General features: G+C 68.7%; 15 protein-coding genes. 8 read left to right on the top strand and 7 right to left on the bottom strand.

The window, feature by feature from the left end:
• Nucleotides 1–46: 46 nt before the first annotated feature.
• Nucleotides 47–1,258, bottom strand: a complete 1,212-nt coding sequence (locus tag FBZ90_RS13885; protein WP_145732979.1) for an argininosuccinate synthase — start codon at nt 1,256–1,258, stop codon at nt 47–49.
• Nucleotides 1,259–1,480: 222 nt separating this feature from the next.
• Here FBZ90_RS13885 and FBZ90_RS13880 point away from each other — a divergent pair, with 222 nt between their 5' ends.
• Together FBZ90_RS13880 and FBZ90_RS13875 are read left to right on the top strand one after the other, a co-directional pair.
• Nucleotides 1,481–1,783 carry a helix-turn-helix domain-containing protein gene (locus FBZ90_RS13880; protein ID WP_145732977.1) on the top strand — a complete coding sequence of 101 codons (303 nt, stop codon included), beginning with the start codon at nt 1,481–1,483 and terminating at the stop codon, nt 1,781–1,783.
• Entirely contained in the window at nt 1,780–3,117 is a 1,338-nt protein-coding gene (locus FBZ90_RS13875) for a HipA domain-containing protein (RefSeq protein WP_145732975.1), read from the top strand. Before FBZ90_RS13880 ends, FBZ90_RS13875 begins: the two co-directional genes overlap by 4 nt.
• 1 nt (nt 3,118) lies before the next feature.
• Here the strand turns inward: FBZ90_RS13875 and FBZ90_RS13870 are convergent, their stop codons facing one another.
• From FBZ90_RS13870 to rlmN, 3 genes are all read right to left on the bottom strand, one after another.
• Nucleotides 3,119–3,343: a hypothetical protein gene (locus FBZ90_RS13870; RefSeq protein WP_145732973.1), complete on the bottom strand. Its 225-nt coding sequence runs from the start codon at nt 3,341–3,343 to the stop codon at nt 3,119–3,121.
• A gap of 6 nt (nt 3,344–3,349) precedes the next feature.
• Nucleotides 3,350–3,622: a hypothetical protein gene (locus FBZ90_RS13865; RefSeq protein ID WP_145732971.1), complete on the bottom strand. Its 273-nt coding sequence runs from the start codon at nt 3,620–3,622 to the stop codon at nt 3,350–3,352.
• A gap of 249 nt (nt 3,623–3,871) precedes the next feature.
• Nucleotides 3,872–5,086, bottom strand: a complete 1,215-nt coding sequence (gene rlmN / locus FBZ90_RS13860; RefSeq protein ID WP_145732969.1) for a dual-specificity RNA methyltransferase RlmN — start codon at nt 5,084–5,086, stop codon at nt 3,872–3,874.
• Between the two features lie 133 nt (nt 5,087–5,219).
• Between rlmN and FBZ90_RS13855 the strand changes: the two genes are divergently transcribed.
• On the top strand, nt 5,220–6,026 hold the full coding sequence (locus FBZ90_RS13855) for an alpha/beta fold hydrolase (protein WP_246130401.1): 807 nt from the start codon (nt 5,220–5,222) through the stop codon (nt 6,024–6,026).
• Between the two features lie 61 nt (nt 6,027–6,087).
• On the opposite strand, the gene FBZ90_RS13850 is transcribed toward FBZ90_RS13855, so the two are convergent.
• Entirely contained in the window at nt 6,088–8,136 is a 2,049-nt protein-coding gene (locus FBZ90_RS13850; protein WP_145732965.1) for a methyl-accepting chemotaxis protein, read from the bottom strand.
• A 213-nt stretch (nt 8,137–8,349) separates the two neighbouring features.
• Nucleotides 8,350–9,111: a Crp/Fnr family transcriptional regulator gene (locus FBZ90_RS13845; RefSeq protein WP_420872599.1), complete on the bottom strand. Its 762-nt coding sequence runs from the start codon at nt 9,109–9,111 to the stop codon at nt 8,350–8,352.
• 249 nt (nt 9,112–9,360) lie between these two features.
• Between FBZ90_RS13845 and FBZ90_RS13840 the strand changes: the two genes are divergently transcribed.
• The 5 genes from FBZ90_RS13840 (at nt 9,361) to nadC (ending at nt 15,046) form a co-directional block, all read left to right on the top strand.
• Complete coding sequence (locus tag FBZ90_RS13840) at nt 9,361–9,828, top strand: hypothetical protein (RefSeq protein ID WP_145732963.1); 468 nt, start codon at nt 9,361–9,363, stop codon at nt 9,826–9,828.
• Nucleotides 9,829–9,913: 85 nt separating this feature from the next.
• Nucleotides 9,914–11,104, top strand: coding sequence for a class I SAM-dependent rRNA methyltransferase (locus FBZ90_RS13835; RefSeq protein ID WP_145732961.1), 1,191 nt, complete (start codon nt 9,914–9,916; stop codon nt 11,102–11,104).
• A 348-nt stretch (nt 11,105–11,452) separates the two neighbouring features.
• The gene (gene nadA / locus FBZ90_RS13830; protein WP_145732959.1) at nt 11,453–12,463 is read left to right on the top strand and encodes a quinolinate synthase NadA; all 1,011 of its coding nucleotides are present in this window, start codon (nt 11,453–11,455) and stop codon (nt 12,461–12,463) included.
• A 73-nt stretch (nt 12,464–12,536) separates the two neighbouring features.
• A complete protein-coding gene (locus tag FBZ90_RS13825) occupies nt 12,537–14,192 on the top strand; it encodes an L-aspartate oxidase (protein WP_145732957.1) in 1,656 nt (551 codons plus the stop codon).
• Nucleotides 14,189–15,046, top strand: coding sequence for a carboxylating nicotinate-nucleotide diphosphorylase (gene nadC, locus FBZ90_RS13820; RefSeq protein ID WP_145732955.1), 858 nt, complete (start codon nt 14,189–14,191; stop codon nt 15,044–15,046). The genes FBZ90_RS13825 and nadC overlap by 4 nt, the downstream gene beginning before the upstream one ends.
• Before the next feature lie 9 nt (nt 15,047–15,055).
• Here nadC and murI read toward each other — a convergent pair whose 3' ends face one another.
• Complete coding sequence (gene murI / locus FBZ90_RS13815; RefSeq protein ID WP_145732954.1) at nt 15,056–15,940, bottom strand: glutamate racemase; 885 nt, start codon at nt 15,938–15,940, stop codon at nt 15,056–15,058.
• Between the last annotated feature and the right edge of the window lie 147 nt (nt 15,941–16,087).

The raw sequence follows: 16,087 nt of genomic DNA, 5'->3' as shown, positions 1-16,087 counted from the left end.
AGCCCCGCCCGGTTTCCCAGGCGGGGCTTCCTTGCAGCGGTAAGGCTTACTGCTTGCCGGCCATGGCGCCCAGGCGCAGGCGCAGGGCGTTCAGCTTGATGAAGCCTTCGGCGTCCTTCTGGTTATAGACGCTGTCGGCCTCGAAGGTGACGTAGTCCAGGCGGTACAGCGAGTTCGGGCTCTGGCGGCCGACCACGCGGACGGAGCCCTTGTACAGCTTCAGGCGCACGACGCCGGTGACGCGCTTCTGGGTGTTGTCGATCAGGGCCTGCAGGGCCTCACGCTCCGGACTGAACCAGAAGCCGTTGTAGATCAGCTCGGCATAACGCGGCATGATCTCGTCCTTCAGGTGCATGGCGCCACGGTCCAGCGTCAGGCTCTCGATGGCGCGGTGGGCCACCGACAGCAGGGTGCCGCCGGGGGTCTCGTACACGCCGCGGCTCTTCATGCCGACATAGCGGTTCTCCACCAGATCCAGGCGGCCGATGCCGTTGGCGCCGGCCAGCTCGTTCAGGCGGGTCAGCAGGGCCGCCGGGCCCAGCTTCTGGCCATCGACGGCCACCGGGTCGCCGCCCTCGAACTCGATCTCAACATAGGTCGGGGTGTCCGGCGCCTTTTCCGGGGCGACGGTGCGGGTGTACATGTCCTCGTCGGGCTCTTCCCACGGGTTCTCCAGCGCCTTGCCCTCGTAGGAGATGTGCAGCAGGTTGGCGTCCGTGCTGTACGGCGCTTCACCGCGCTTGTCCTTGGCGATCGGAATCTGGTGCTTCTCGGCGAACTCCAGCAGGGCGGTGCGGCTGTTCAGGGTCCATTCGCGCCAGGGGGCGATGACCTTGATGTCCGGCTTCAGGGCGTAATAGCCCAGCTCGAACCGCACCTGGTCGTTGCCCTTGCCGGTGGCGCCATGGGCCACGGCGTCGGCGCCGACGGCCTTGGCGATCTCGATCTGGCGCTTGGCGATCAGCGGACGGGCGATGGAGGTGCCCAGCAGGTAGACGCCCTCATACAGCGTGTTGGCCCGGAACATGGGGAAGACGAAGTCGCGCACGAACTCGTCACGCAGGTCGTCGATGTAGATGTTCTCGGGCTTCACGCCCAGCAGTTCGGCCTTCTTGCGGGCGGGCTCCAGCTCTTCACCCTGGCCCAGGTCGGCGGTGAAGGTCACGATCTCGCACTTATACGTTTCCTGCAGGTATTTCAGGATGACGGAGGTGTCGAGACCGCCGGAGTAGGCGAGGACAACTTTCTTGACGCTCATGACTGTACGCCCGCTAAAGGTCAGGGTGGAATGCGTCCGGACGTTATCCCCCGGGCGCCCGCCTGGCAAGATTAGTGCGCCTGTCCCGGCCGCATCCCCAGCCCGCGCGGGTCTCGCTTAGAGGGTGATGTGTTCGTCGTACGACGAATAAGCGATTGGCGCGGAAGCGCTGGCGGTTTATGTTAGCCGTACGACGAACGCACCTCGTGGTGGGGGCCCTTTATGGCTGTTGTTAGCCGAGCGGCGAACAGAAAGCGGGAGCGGGAGGCGGCGCTGGCTCAGTTCGGCGCCATTGCGCAGGACGTGCCCGACGCCGTCCCGTTGGACGGCCCCGGTCGCCTGGGCGCCTTGATCCGGGCGCGACGCCAAGCCTTGGGCATGACCTTGCGGGACGTGGCGGCCGGCACAGGCCTCAGCCTGTCCTTCCTGTCGGCGGTGGAAAACGGCAAGCCCACGGCCGAATTGGGCAAGGTCATGGCCTACATGCAGGCTTTGGGCATCGACCTGTTCGGGGGATTGCGGTGACCGGGGATGGCCAGGCGCTGGAGGTTTTCCTGGGGGAACGGGGTGTCGGCGTCCTGGAGGCCGACAGCCAGGGGCGCCTGACCTTCACCTATGCCGACCGTAGCCCCCTGTCACGGCTGTCCATCAGCCTGCCACCTCGGGCCGAGCCGTACACCGACACGGAATGCCGGCCCTTCTTCGCTGGACTGCTGCCGGAGGGGGATGCCCTAGCCGCCGCCGCCGCCCAGCGCCGTTTGCAGCCTTACGAAATCTTTGGGCTGCTGCGTGAATATGGCGCCGAATGCGCTGGTGCGGTCCGTTTGCTGCAACCTGGTGGCAGGCCGGATGTGCCGCAGGATTATGAACCACTGGATGAGGCGGCGCTGGCGCGCATCATTGATGAGATTCCAACGTCGCCGAATTTCGCCGCTGACCGGCGGGTGCGCCTATCGGTGGCCGGGGCTCAACCCAAGACGGCTGTTGCTTTTCTGGATGGGCGTTTCCATCGGCCGCTTAACGGCTCCCCCTCCACCCATCTCATCAAGGTGGCCCCTGCTGGGAAGCCGGATTTCGCCCTGGTGCCGAAGGCGGAGGCATTCTCAATGGCGCTGGCGGCCAGCCTAGGTGTGGACGTGGCGGGAACGGCCCTACGCACGTTCGCGGGGCGTGAATGCCTGTTGGTGGAGCGCTACGATCGACGTGTCGAGGGCGGCCGTGTCCATGAAATCCATCAGGAGGATTTCTGTCAGGCGCTAGGCTATCCGCCGGAACGTAAGTATGAGTTTTCCGCCTCCGCCGATGGTATCCCTCGGAAGGTGGGGCCTGGATTGGCTGAGTGCCTCGCCCTGATGCAGCGGACGGCGGCGCCCTTGCTGGGGCGGGCCGAGCTGATGCGGCGGATCATCGCTACCGTGCTGTTGGCCAATGCCGATGCCCACGCCAAGAATTTCAGCTTGCTCTACGATGCGCCGGGCCGTGCGCCATCCTTGGCCCCAGCCTATGACATGCTGTGCACCCGCATCTTTCCGGTTACGGAAGATTTGGCCATGGCTGTCGGTGCCGCTATCCGGCCAGACGCGATCCGTAGGGTTGATTGGCTCATACTGGCGCCGGCCGCCACCCCTGGTGCCCTCAGTGGGCTGGAGGCGGCGGTGAAGGCCCAGGCGGAGACCGCGCTGTCAAAGCTGGACGCCTTGCGGCAGAAGCCGCAATTCGCCGGTATCCAGCCCTATGAGAATATTCGCCGTTGCGTGGCGGAGGTGGTGCGCAGCGTGGCCGCCGCCTTCGACTGGACCATCGCGGCCGAGGCGCCGCCCTATCTGGCGCGCGCGGGTGGGTGGACCATTCCCAGTTGAGTCACGCCTTCTGCCGGGGCCAGCGCGTATAGGCCAGGTACCACAGGGCCGGCACACCCAGGACGGGGAAGTACAGCAGCAGCGCCCAATAGGGGTTGCGGCCCACCTTGGCCAGCACCAGGCCGGCGGCACAGACGGCGATGGTGGCCAGGATGACGACGATCAGCAGGGCGGCCCAGGTGGGCAGCAGCAGGCTGAGGGCGGGGGCGTAGGCCAGGGGCAGCATGGGCGCTTACTCCGACGCGGCGGCCTGGGCGGCCGCCCGCTCGCGCTTCAGGCGTTCGCGCGGGTGCATCTTGGGGGGGCGGACGGGCAGGACGGGCCAGGGCGTCTTGGCCAGCAGCACCAGGAAGATGACGGGCCCCAGCAGGGGCAGGGCCAGCCACAGGGGCCAGCGGCGGGGCAGGCCGGCGCGGATGACCAGCCGGTAGGCCGGCCACAGCAGCAGGGCCGTGACGCCGAGGTGGATCATCAGGCTGTTGACGAGATCGGTACCGAGATCCAAAGCGCGCGTCCCCCACGGTCCTTATGGGCCGGATGATAGCAAAGCGCCGCAGGGATTACAGGGCCGGCGTCACCCCCGCCTTGAGGTGGCTCAGGCGCCGGGACGGGAAAGCGCCCGCAGCGGCATGACTTCTCATGCCGCTATAGGCCCCGACCGGGGCCGCCGGAGATTTCCGGGGAACGCAGTGGACTGGGAATCGAGGACAAGCCAAAGGGCCGGATGGCCCTGCCGGCGCTTGAGGACCTTAACTTAAAGAGTCCCCGTCGCCGCCAGCACGGCTTCCTTTTCCGCCACCTGGGCGGCGTACTCGGCCTGCAGGGCTTTGTGCGCCTCCAGGGCCGCGATGCGGGCCTGGGCGGTGGGCTTGGTGCTCTCGCTCTTCAGCTGGCCGCAGGCGGCCAGGATGTCGCGGCCCCGCGGGGTGCGCACGGGGGAGGCGTAGCCGGCGTTGTTCACGAAGTCCGCGAACTTCGTGATCTGCTCATCGGTCGAGCACTCGAAGGGCGCGCCCGGCCAATAGTTGAAGGGGATCAGGTTGATCTTGGCCGGGATGCCGCGCAGCAGGCGCACCAGCTCGCGCGCGTCGGCCAGGCTGTCGTTCACGCCCTTCAGCATGACGTATTCGAAGGTGATGCGGCGCGCGTTGCTCAGGCCGGGATAGTCCCGGCACGCCTGCATCAGTTCCTTGATGGGGTACTTGCGGTTCAGCGGCACGATGCGGTCGCGCAGCTCATCATTCACCGCGTGCAGGCTGACGGCCAGGTTCACGCCCAGCTCATCGCCGCACTGGCGCATCATGGGCACGACGCCGGAGGTGGACAGGGTGATGCGCCGCTTGGAAATGGCGATGCCCTCGCCATCCATGACGATCTTCAGCGCCTTGGCGACGTTGGCGTAATTGAACAGCGGCTCGCCCATGCCCATCATGACGATATTGCTCAGCATGCGCCCATCGGGCGGGGCCGGCCATTCGTCCAGGTGGTCGCGCGCCAGCATGACCTGGCCCACGATCTCGGTGGCGTCCAGGTTGCGTACCAGGCGCTGGGTGCCGGTGTGGCAGAAGCGGCAGGTCAGGGTGCAGCCCACCTGGGAGGAGACGCAGAGCGTGCCGCGGTCTTCCTCGGGGATGTGGACGGTCTCGATCTCCTGGCCGTCGGGCATGCGGGCCAGCCACTTGCGCGTGCCGTCCTCGCTCTTCAGGTCCTTCACCGCGGTGGGCCGGTCGATGACGTAAAGGTCGGCCAGCTTTTCGCGCACCGGCTTGGCCAGTGTGCTCATCACCGCGAAATCGGTGGCGCCGCGATGATAGATCCAGTGCCACAGCTGGCGCGCGCGAAAGCGCTCCAGCCCGGCCCGTGCGACCTCAGCCTCCAGATCGTCCCGCGAGAGGCCGACCAGGTTCACCCGCCCGTCCGCCCGAGGAGGCGGCGGGGCGAATTCCTTCATGTGATTTTCCACGCCCATGGCGGCGATAGATGGGCCAGATCCGGCCCCGAGTCAAAGGGGGGACTCGGGAAAAATGCGCGGGGCGGGGTTGCGTCCGGGGGCGGGGCCGGCTATCGCGGGTGGGGACCATAAGAGCTGGGAGGCAAGGGCCATGATCCTGCATCAGGTGACGGCGGCGGACGGGACCCTGCTGGCGGTGGCGGAGGGCGGCGTGCCCGAGGGCAGGCCCATCCTGTTCCTGCACGGCTTCGGCCAGAGCCATCGCGCCTTCCGCGCCCAGTTCGCCGGCCTCCTGGCGGCGGAGTTCCGCCTGCTGGCGCTGGACCTGCGCGGACATGGCCAATCCGGCCGGCCAGAGGATCCAGCCGCCTATGGCGACGGCCCGCACTGGGGCGAGGACGTCATGGCCGTGCGCCGCGCCTTGGGTTTGGCGGATCTGATCCTGGTGGGGTGGTCCTACGGCGGCGCCGTGCTGGCCGACCATGTGGCCGGGTTCGGGACGGAGGGGATCGCTGGCGCGGTTTTCGTCGGGGCCTGCCCCCGGCTGGGCAAGGCCGCCGCCCCCTATCTGGGCCCCGCCGCCAAGGCCCATTTCCCGCGCATCCTGTCCGATGACCTGGCGGCCCAGGAAAGCGGCGCCCAGGCGCTGGCCCAAGCCCTGGGCGAGGGGGAGGAGGTGGAGGCGGCGACGGCCGACACCCTGTCGGTGCCCCTGGCGGCGCGGCGGGCCATGATGCGCCGCCAGAGGGACGGTGCCGCCCTGGCGGCCTTAGACCGCCCCGCCCTGGTGATCCATGGCCGGTCGGACCCCGTGATCCTGCCCACCATGGCCGACTGGCTGGCGGAAACCCTGCCGCAGGCGCAGGTGCATCTCTACGATGGCGTCGGGCACGCTCCGTTCCTTGAGGCGCCCCACCGCTTCGACGCCGACGTGGCGGCGTTCGCCCGCCGGACCTGACGCGCTTTGGCCAATGGCATTTGATCGTGACCGCGCAAATGCCGCCTTCAGTCGCCGGGGATTAAGCCGCGCGCACCTTGGAGATGAAGGCGTCGACCTGGGTGCGCAGCGCGTCGGACTGCCGCGACAGATCCTCCGCCGCCGTCAGGACTTGGCTGGAGGCCGCCCCCGTCTCCCCGGCCGCCTGGGTGACGGCGGTGATGTTGGTCGCCACCTCAGCCGTGCCGGAAGAGGCCTGCTGGACGCTGCGGGCGATTTCCTGGGTGGCGGCCCCCTGCTCCTCCACCGCCGAGGCGACGGTGGTCGCGATCTCGTTGATGCGGGTGATGGTGCCGGTGATGCCCTCGATGGCGCTGACCGAATCGGTGGTGGCCTGCTGGATGGCCCTGACCTGGGCCGAGATGTCCTCGGTCGCCTTGGCGGTCTGGGTGGCCAGCAGCTTGACCTCGGAGGCGACGACGGCGAAGCCCTTGCCCGCCTCACCGGCGCGCGCCGCCTCGATCGTCGCGTTCAGGGCCAGCAGGTTGGTCTGGCCGGCGATGCCGTTGATCAGCTTCACCACGTCGTCGATCTTTTGCGCGGCGGAGGCCAGGGCCTGCACCTGCGTGTTGGTCCGGCCGGCATCGGTCACCGCCTGGCTGGCGATGCGGGTCGACTCCGCCACATGACGGCTGATCTCACCGATGGAGGAGGACAGCTCCTCCGCCGCCGAGGCGACCGTCTGCACATTGGCGGAGGCCTGTTCGGCCGCCGCCGCCACGGCGGTGGACCGCAGGCTGGTCTGCGCGGCGGTGGACGACATGGACTGCGCCGTGGACTGCAACTGCGCCGAGGCGGAGGACACCGTGCCGACCACGCCCTTCACGCTGGCCTCGAACTCGTCGGCCAGCTTGGTCATGGTCGCGCGCTTCTCCTCTTCGGCCCGGCGCTTCATCGACTCCTGCTCGGCGCGCAGGCGGTCCGCTTCGATCATCTTGCGCTTGAACACCTCGACTGATGCCGCCATGTCGCCGATCTCATCCTTGCGGCCGACGCCGGGCACCTCGACCGACTGGTCGCCGCCCGCCAGGCGGGTCATGGCCTGGGTCATGCCGGCCACCGGCCGGGTGATGTCGCGCACGATCACGGTGCTGAGCACGCCGGTGACGCCGAACAGCGCCAGCGTCGCCGCCAGGGCCGTCCACAGCACGCCCTTGGCCTCATCCTGAACGCGGTCCCCCTGCGCCAGCAGATTGTGGGACAGGTAGTCCTCGACCGTCTTCATCATGTCGATGCGCGCGGTGGTCGTCTTGTACCAGTAGGGGCCTTCGATGCCGCCCAGCGCGTCGCCGGGGGCGGTTTCCACGGCGACCTTGCGCATGCGCTCAACCTCGCTGACCGGCTCCCCGGTCACCGTGCGGGCCAGGAACGCCTGGTCCTCCGGGGAGGCGCTGGCGGCGAACAGCCGGAAATAGGTCGCCTCGTCAGCGACCGTTCCCAGGAAGCGCCGGTATTGGGCCATGTCGAACTTGCCGGCGGCGAAGGCCGGCGCGCCGTTCGCCCGCTCCTCTCCCGCGCGTTCCTTGGCCTGGGTGAAGTTGACGTAGGCCGACAGCGCCCGCGCCACGTCCGGGTTGGTCACCGACTTCGAAATCTCGATATCGACGTCCAACTGCCGCAGGATCGTCGCCGTGAAATAGGCGCTCGACTCAGCGGCGGGAATTTGCAGGCCGTCGATCTTGCGCCGCACCTCATCCAACTGCGTCAGCCGCTGAGAGGCGTCGGCCAGGATCTGGGCCAGCGCGCCGCCGACCGAGGAGGCGGCGTCGCCTTTCAGCGCCGCCTCCAGCGCCCGGCGCCGCTGGTCGGTGCGCGCCCGCTGCTCCGGCAGTTCCCGCTGGAGCTGCGTACCCTTGCTGCCCAGGAACACGGCCGAGGCGCCCCGCTCGCGCTGCATCTCATGCACCAGATCGCCGACCGTGGTGGCGAGCTGCGTCAGCCGCGACAGGGTTTGCATCTGGGAGACGGTGGCCTGCTTTTCCGCCAGGATGACGACGGCGGCCAGCAGCAGGCCCAGCGATGGCACCAGCAGCGCCAGCACCACGCGGTGCAGGATTCGGAAACGGTTCATGGGAATCGGTGTCTTCGGCTTTTCTAAAAAAAGCACGCTAATGCAATCGATCCCAAAGGAAAATTCGAAAGTTTGGTTAATTATAAATTTGATTTAATAAATGATTTTCCGGGTGTGGTTGTTGCGCCCTACTCGTCCGCGATGAAAGAATCACATAAGGACAAGTCACGGCCCGTTGAGGGCGGTGATGCCGACGGCGATCCTTAACCGAGGTCAGGCGCCCTCGGCCAACTCCAACAGGTCGTCCATGTCCTGGATTTGAACCTTGTTGCCTTCCAACAGGCTGATGACCCGGCTGGTCTTCAGCTGGGTGAAGGTGCGGCTGACGGTTTCGGTGGTCAGGCCCAGGTAGTCGGCGATGTCGGCGCGGCTCATGGGCACGTGCACCGGGTTGGTCTTGTGACCGCGCCGGCTGGCCCGCTGCGACAGCAGCAGCAGGAAGGAGCAGATCTTCTCCTTCGCCGTCTTGCGGCCCAGCAGCAGCATCTGGTCCTGCGCCGCCGCCAGCTCGTTCGACGCCATGGAGAACAGGCGGCGCTGCATCTTGGGGAACTCGTCCAGCAGCGCCTCCATGCGGCGGCGGGGGAAGCGGCACAGCGACACCGGCGTCACCGTCTCGGCGGTGTAGGCGTAGCTGTCGTTGACCGACAGGCCGAAGAAGTCGCCCGGCAGCAGGAAACCGGTGATCTGCCGCCGGCCATCGGGCAGCAGCTTGTAGACCTTCACGGTGCCGGAGGTGACATTGTACAGGGTTTCCGCGGGCTCCCCCTCACCGAACACGGTGTGGCCGGCGTCGAAGCGGGTGGTCTGCAGGATCTCCGCCAGGCGGCGCAGCTCCTCCGCCTCCAGCGCGGCGCAGACGGTCAGGGTACGCACGGTGCAGGCGCTGCAGGGATGGATTTCCCCAGCGGCGTCGGACTTGGCGTTCGTCTGGACGGTCGCGTCCCTGCCATAGGCGAAATCGATGTGAGTCATTGCCGCACTCCGCTATCAGCCGCCACCCTTCGCCCGCTCATGGCGCGATTGTGGGTGGTGCGGCCGGTCTTTCGTTCCCCAATTAGTGCCGCGAGGTCAGCATATAGCCGGGGAACCACCTAGGAAAAGGCTAGAGATCGCCGTGACTGGCTTACTCTAACCCGTCGTTTATTCTTTGATCCAGATCATGGCTGGGCGTCATGGCGCGATGTACGGGTGGCGATCCCTCCGGCTCGGATCTGCGCTTCCATGCCTACATTCGTAACCCGCCCCTTGGATCCTCGTCAGATCGACCAGGCCTACGCGTTGATGCGCCCGTTCTATCCGGACCTGACGGTGGAGCGGTGGCGCGACCATGCGCTGGCCCTGCTGGCCCCCGGCAGCCGGGGCGGCATCGTCACGGTGCAACTGGACCATCGCTACATGCATGGCCTGTTCTCCTATCTGATGGTGCCGGATTTGGACCATCGGCTGGGTCTGCAGGTGGACGTGTTTGTGGCCCTGGACCTGTTCGACCGGGAGGGGGCGGCGGACGCGCTGCTGGCGGAAATGGACAGGATCGCTTTGCGCTACGGCTGCGACGCCATCCACATCACCCTGCCGGATAGCCAGGTCAAGGCGCACCCGTCGCTGGCCCGCTTCCGCGCCCTGGGGCACCTGCCCGAGGGGCGGCGCCTGTGCAAGCACATGACGGCGGAGGCGGCGGTTCCGGCCTGATAGCTTGGCAGCCCCGTCCCCGGCGACGGGATCCCTTGCGCCCTTTGCCGTTGTGCCCCGGCCGCCGCGCGCTATGCTCCGGCCCATGACTGAAAAGCTTCCCACCCTGCTGTTCCAGGCGGGCCGGCACAAGCGCGTGGCCGGTGGCCACCCCTGGGCCTATTCCAACGAAATCCAGATGGACGCGGCCGCCAAGGCCCTGCCCAAGGGCGGGCTGGTGCGCCTGGCCGATGCCGGCGGCGGCGTCCTGGGCATCGCCACCTTCAACCCGCACACCCTGATCGCGGCGCGCGTCCTGACCCGCGACCTCTCGGAGACGGTGGACGCCGGCTTTTTCGCCAAGCGCTTCCGCACGGCGGCGGCGCTCCGCGATCGCCTGATCGGCCGGCCCTATTACCGCCTGGTGCATGCGGAGGCCGACGGCCTGCCGGCGCTGATCGTTGACCGGTATGGCGACGTGCTGGTGGTGCAGGCCAATTCCGCCGGCATGGACCGCCTGCTGCCCCAGATCCTGGAAGGCCTCGCGGAGGTCTTTCCCGCATCGTCCGTCATCCTGCGCAACGACAGCGCCGCCCGTGGCCTGGAAGGCGTGGGCGAGGAGGTGCGGGTGGCCGTCGGTACGGTCGACGGCCCCATCAAGGTCGAGGAAAACGGCGCCACCTTCTTCGCCGATCCGGCGGGCGGGCAGAAGACGGGCTGGTTCTATGACCAGCGCGACCACCGCGCCTTCGTCGCCAATCTGGCGCAGGGCCGCTCGGTCATCGACTTCTACAGCTATTGCGGCGGCTTCGGCGTGCTGGCCGCCACCCGGGGGGCGGCGCGCACCGTGCTGGTCGACCGCTCCGCCGGTGCCCTGGAACTGGCCGGCAAGGCGGCGGCGGCCAACGGCGTCGCCGACAAGGTGGAACTGCGCAAGGCCGACGCCTTCGCCGAGCTGGAGCGCTTGGCGGAGGCGGGCGAGACGTTCGAGGTGGTGATCTGCGATCCGCCGGCCTTCGTGAAGTCCAAGAAGGATCTGGCCAACGGCAGTCGTGCCTATCGCAAGCTGGCCAAGCTGGGTGCCCAGATCACCGCCCCCGGCGGCATCCTGCTGGTGGCCAGCTGCAGCCATAACATGCCGCCCGACACATTCGCCGAACTGGTGGCCAAGGGCTTGGGTGACGCCCGCCGCCAGGGGCGCATCCTGCGCTTCTCCGGCGCCGGCCCCGATCACCCGGTGCATCCCCTGCTGCCGGAAAGCGCCTATCTCAAGGCCGAGGTCTTCGCCCTCGACTGAGACCGAGACCAGCGGCATGAGGATTGGGCTCATGCCGCTGTGGCAGATGCTGGCGCTGAGGCTAGAGGGATAAGCGGCTGATATCGGCCGCTTTTTTCGTTCTTCGGGTGCATTTTTCGCACGTGCAGCGATGCGGCGGGGCCGGGGCACCCCTGTGACAGTTACATGAATGGGGTCTGAAAGCGGGCTTGACACCCCTTATGCTCCGGGCGAGCATTACTCACCCTAATGCTCAAATGGAGCATAAGGGTGAGGGTACAGGGAAGACGCCTCCGCCAATCGCGCCGCGGGGGCCGGCCATGCGGGCCGATGTCGTTCGTGGCGCGCTTTCGTTTGCCAGGTGTCCCGATGTCCGTTGCCGAGCTCGATCTCGAATACACCCCCGCCGTCGCCGCCGCGACCCGCCCGCTGTATGAACGGGTGGCCAAGGTGATCCCCGAGGTGGAGTGGCCCTTTCACGCGCCGCTGGTGCATGCCATCAACACGCTGAAGAAAGAGCGCAACGCCGTCGTCCTGGCGCACAACTACCAGACGCCGGAAATCTTCCACTGCGTGTCCGACATCGTGGGCGACAGCCTGGCGCTGGCGCGCAAGGCGGCGCAGACCGATGCCGACGTCATCGTCATGGCCGGCGTGCATTTCATGGCCGAGACGGCCAAGATCCTGAACCCGTCCAAGACGGTGCTGATGCCCGACATGCGGGCCGGCTGCTCCCTGGCGGACAGCATCACCGCCGCCGATATCCGCCTGTTGCGTGAGGCGCACCCCGGCGTGCCGGTGGTCACCTACGTCAACACCTCCGCCGAGGTGAAGGCGGAAAGCGACATCTGCTGCACCTCCGGCAACGCGGTGGAGATCGTGGAATCGCTGGACAGCGACAGCGTGCTGTTCCTGCCCGACGAATATCTGGCCAGCTGGGTCGCTACCCAGACCAAGAAGAAGATCATCAAGTGGAAGGGCCATTGTGAGGTGCATGAGCGCTTCACCGGGGCGGAACTGCGCGACTACCGCACCCGCTTTAAGGATCTGACCATCATCGCCCATCCCGAGTGCCCGCCCGAGGTGCTGGCCGAGGCCGACTTCGTGGGCAGCACCGCCCGCATGGTGGAATATGTGGGCGAGGCGCGGCCGAACCGGGTGCTGATGGTCACCGAATGCTCCATGAGCGACAACGTTGCCACCGAGTATCCGGACGTGGAATTCATCCGCCCCTGCAACCTGTGCCCGCACATGAAGCGGGTCAGCCTCTCCAACATCCTGGAGTCGCTGCGGACGCTGGAGCCGAAGGTGGAGATCGACCCCGCGGTGGCCGACCGTGCCCGCCTGGCGGTGGAGCGCATGCTGGCCGTGGGCCGCTGATCCCACCGCTTTCCCCAAGGCCGGCCGGATGTGCGGCCGGCCCCCCGTTCCCCTGGTGACGGAGCGTGATGCCATGGATGGTGCGTCTTATCCGGTGTCGCCTGTGAAAGTCGTCCACAGCGATGTGGTGGTGGTCGGGTCCGGCACGGCCGGCATGGCCACCGCGCTGGCCCTGACCGGTGCCGGGCGGCGGGTTGCCCTGCTGACCAAGACCGATGACCTGCCCGGCGGATCCAGCCTGTGGGCCCAAGGCGGCGTGGCCGTGGCGCTGGGCGCCGGCGACAGCGCCGCCGACCATGCCGCCGACACGGTGGCCGCCGGCGCGGGATTGACCGACCCCGGCATGGCGCGCCTGCTGGCTGAGGCCGGCATCGCTGAGATGTCGGCCTTGCTGGAGGCCGGCCTGCCCGCCGATCGGGGGGCCGACGGCAAGCCCCTGCTGGGGCGCGAGGCGGCGCACGGCCGCCATCGCATCCTGCATGCCGGCGGCGACGCCACCGGCCGCACCTTGGTTACCTTCCTGGCCGCCCGCGTGCGCGCCACCCCGGGCATCGCCGTGCACACCCGCGCCATGGCCGCCGACCTGGTGGTGCGTGACCTTGGGCGTGGCCGCCGGGCCCAGGGCGTCCTGGCCTATGAGGACGGTGTCGGCTGGGTGCTGCACGTCGCCCCGCATGTCGTGCTGGCCACCGGCGGCACCGGCCAGCTGTGGGCCGTGACCACCAACCCGCCGGAGGCCACCGGCGACGGCATGGCACTGGCCGCCCGCGCCGGCGCCCACCTGGCCGACCTGGAATTCGTGCAGTTCCATCCCACCGCCCTGGCCGTCGCCGGTCCGCCCGGCCGCCGGCCGCTGTTGACGGAGGCTTTGCGCGGTGCCGGGGCCAAGGTGCTGGACGCCAGCGGCCACGCCTTCATGGCGGATGAGCATCCCGACGCCGAACTGGCGCCCCGCGACGTGGTGGCCCGCGCCATCGGCCGCCGCGTGGCCCGTGGGGAGGCGGTGTTCCTGGACCTGCGCCCGCTGTGGGCGGCCGGTGGCGCCAAGAAATTCCCCACCGTGGCCGGTATCTGCGCCGAGGTCGGGCTGGACCCGGCGGCCGCCCCCGTGCCGGTGGCGCCCGCCGCGCATTATCACATGGGCGGTGTGCTGACGGACGCCGACGGCCGCACCTCCATCCCTGGCCTGTGGGCGGCGGGTGAGGTCGCCTGCACCCATGTCCATGGCGCCAACCGCCTGGCCAGCAACTCCCTGCTGGAGGCGGTGGTGTTCGCCGGCCGGGTGGCGGCGGCCCTGGTCGCCGAGTCGGCCGCGTCCCAGCCGGTGGCCGTTCCCGTGGCGCCGACGGTGCCCGGCGGTCCCGCCGCCGCGAACCTCGCGGCCCAGGCCCAGACGTTGATGGCGGAGAAGGTGGGCCTGGTGCGCGACGGCGCGGGTCTGGCCGAGGCCGCCCTGCGCCTGTCGGCGCTCAGCGCCGCCGCCGAGCGTCTGGCGCCAGCCGACGACTACGCCGGCATCCGTGCCGGCCTGGAACTGCGCAACCGTCTGGTCCTGTCGCGACTGGTGGTGGAGGCGGCCAAGCGGCGGGAGGAAAGCCGGGGCGCCCATACCCGTGCCGACCATCCCGAAACCCGTGACGCCTGGCGCCATCACCAGATCCTGACCTATTCCGACCTGGGCCGCGGCGCCGAGGCCGAGCCTGCCCTTACCCGGGAAAACCGCCCATGAGCACGCCTGCACCCCTCTACCCCGTGATGTATGAAGGCCTGGTCCGCGCCGCGCTGCTGGAGGATCTGGGCCGGGCGGGCGACGTCACCGCCGATGCCTGCATTCCGGTGGACACCCAGGCCCGCGCGCTGTTCCAGGCCCGCCACGCCGGCGTCATCGCCGGTCTGGCCCCGGCGCTGTCGGCCTTCTCCCTGCTCGATCCCAGCCTATCGGTGCGGACCCTGGTGGCCGATGGCGCCCGCGTGGCCCCGGGTCAGGCGGTGGCGGTGGTGGAGGGGGCGGCCCGCCCGATCTTGTCGGGGGAGCGCACGGCGCTGAACCTGCTGGGCCGCCTCTGCGGCATCGCCAGCAAGACGGCGGAGCTGGTTCAGGCCATCGAGGGCACCGGCGCCCACATCGTCTGCACCCGCAAGACCACGCCCGGCCTGCGCGCGCTGGAGAAATACGCCGTGCGCGTGGGCGGGGGCAGCAACCACCGCTTCGGCCTGGATGACGCCGTCCTGATCAAGGACAACCATTTGGTGGCGGCCGGTGGCCTGCGCGCCGCCGTGGAACGCGCCCGCGCCCATGTCGGTCACATGGTGAAGATCGAGGTCGAGGTCGACACCCTGGCCCAGTTGGAGGAGTTGCTGACCCTGCCGGTGGATGCCGTGCTGCTGGACAACATGGACCCGGCCACCCTGCGCCAAGCCGTGGACAGGGTGGCCGGCCGTCTGATCACCGAGGCCTCGGGCGGCATCACGCCCCAGACGGTGCGCGCCGTGGCGGAAACCGGCGTCACCCTGATCTCCCTGGGCTGGCTGACCCACTCCGTCACCAACTTCGACATCGGGCTGGATTTCGAGAGCCTGTGAGCGGGGCCTTCAGCCCTTCAAGCTCTCAGGGACGGGGTCAGGTCCAACGCTGTGGAAGCGCGCCTCGCCACCGAAGAAGCGGCTGGCCAGGCGGGTGATGGGCTCGGCCGGGCCGGTGGTGTGGAAGGCCTCGACCCCGCCCTGCTCCCGCGCCCGGCTGGGCAGCTCGAATTCCGGGTGGCGCTCCAGATAGGCGCGCAGGCTGCTGACCGTCAGGTTGGGCTGGTCCAGGATTTCCACGCCGGCCGGCAGGGCCTGGGCGAACAGGTCGGCCACCAGGGGATAGTGGGTGCAGCCCAACACCACCGCGTCCGGCGGCACGCCGTCCAATTGGGTCATCAACCGCCCGGCATAGTCCTCGATGGCGGCACGGACGGTGTCGACCGGGGCGTCGGCCTCGATCAGGCGCACCAAGTCGGGGCAGGCCTGCTGCACCACCCGCACCTCCGGGGCGCGCTTGGCGATCTCCGTAGGGTAGGCGCCGCTGCTGACCGTGTGCTGGGTGGCGAAGATGGCCACGGTGCGCGGCTCGCCGGCTCGCGATCCGGCGGCCACGTCGGCCATCCACGGCACGCCAGTGATGGCCTCCACCATGGGCACCAGCACGCCCAGCACCCGCCGGTCGGGATAGGCGGTGGGCAGCCAGGTCTGCTGCAGGCGGCGTAGCGCCTGGGCCGAGGCGGTGTTGCACGCCAGGATGACCAGGGGGCAGCCCAAGCCGAACAGCCGTTCCACCCCGGCCACGGTATAGCGGTAGATTTCCTCCGGCGTGCGGTTGCCATAGGGGGCGTTGGCATGGTCGCCCAGATAGACGAACCGCCGGTCCGGCATCTGGTTGGCCAGGGCGCGCAACACCGTCAACCCGCCGTGGCCTGAATCGAAAACGCCGATCATCGCTCGCAACCGCACCGTTCACCGCCCGGGGCGCGTCCGGGCCCCGTCCCCATCGGTTTAGCACGATCCGCCGGGGCGGCGGCAACGCCCTTGCGGCCGGTTGCCGCCCCGTCTTGCCCCCTGCTTGCCATTGCATGTCGGCTATGC

It is taken from the genome of Nitrospirillum pindoramense (assembly GCF_007827955.1).
Classification (GTDB): Bacteria; Pseudomonadota; Alphaproteobacteria; order Azospirillales; family Azospirillaceae; genus Nitrospirillum; species Nitrospirillum amazonense_B.
This window is presented reverse-complemented; position numbering and strand designations above follow the sequence as displayed.

Bases quoted from the DNA above. Each gene is read 5' to 3' on its own strand.
- FBZ90_RS13855 (WP_246130401.1), top strand. From the start codon at position 5,220: ATGATCCTGCATCAGGTGACGGCGGCGGACGGGACCCTGCTGGCGGTG.
- murI (WP_145732954.1), bottom strand. From the start codon at position 15,940: ATGATCGGCGTTTTCGATTCAGGCCACGGCGGGTTGACGGTGTTGCGC.
- nadC (WP_145732955.1), top strand. From the start codon at position 14,189: ATGAGCACGCCTGCACCCCTCTACCCCGTGATGTATGAAGGCCTGGTC.
- FBZ90_RS13840 (WP_145732963.1), top strand. From the start codon at position 9,361: ATGCCTACATTCGTAACCCGCCCCTTGGATCCTCGTCAGATCGACCAG.
- rlmN (WP_145732969.1), bottom strand. From the start codon at position 5,086: ATGGGCGTGGAAAATCACATGAAGGAATTCGCCCCGCCGCCTCCTCGG.
- FBZ90_RS13870 (WP_145732973.1), bottom strand. From the start codon at position 3,343: ATGCTGCCCCTGGCCTACGCCCCCGCCCTCAGCCTGCTGCTGCCCACC.
- FBZ90_RS13845 (WP_420872599.1), bottom strand. From the start codon at position 9,111: ATGACTCACATCGATTTCGCCTATGGCAGGGACGCGACCGTCCAGACG.
- nadA (WP_145732959.1), top strand. From the start codon at position 11,453: ATGTCCGTTGCCGAGCTCGATCTCGAATACACCCCCGCCGTCGCCGCC.
- FBZ90_RS13885 (WP_145732979.1), bottom strand. From the start codon at position 1,258: ATGAGCGTCAAGAAAGTTGTCCTCGCCTACTCCGGCGGTCTCGACACC.
- FBZ90_RS13825 (WP_145732957.1), top strand. From the start codon at position 12,537: ATGGATGGTGCGTCTTATCCGGTGTCGCCTGTGAAAGTCGTCCACAGC.
- FBZ90_RS13850 (WP_145732965.1), bottom strand. From the start codon at position 8,136: ATGAACCGTTTCCGAATCCTGCACCGCGTGGTGCTGGCGCTGCTGGTG.
- FBZ90_RS13880 (WP_145732977.1), top strand. From the start codon at position 1,481: ATGGCTGTTGTTAGCCGAGCGGCGAACAGAAAGCGGGAGCGGGAGGCG.
- FBZ90_RS13835 (WP_145732961.1), top strand. From the start codon at position 9,914: ATGACTGAAAAGCTTCCCACCCTGCTGTTCCAGGCGGGCCGGCACAAG.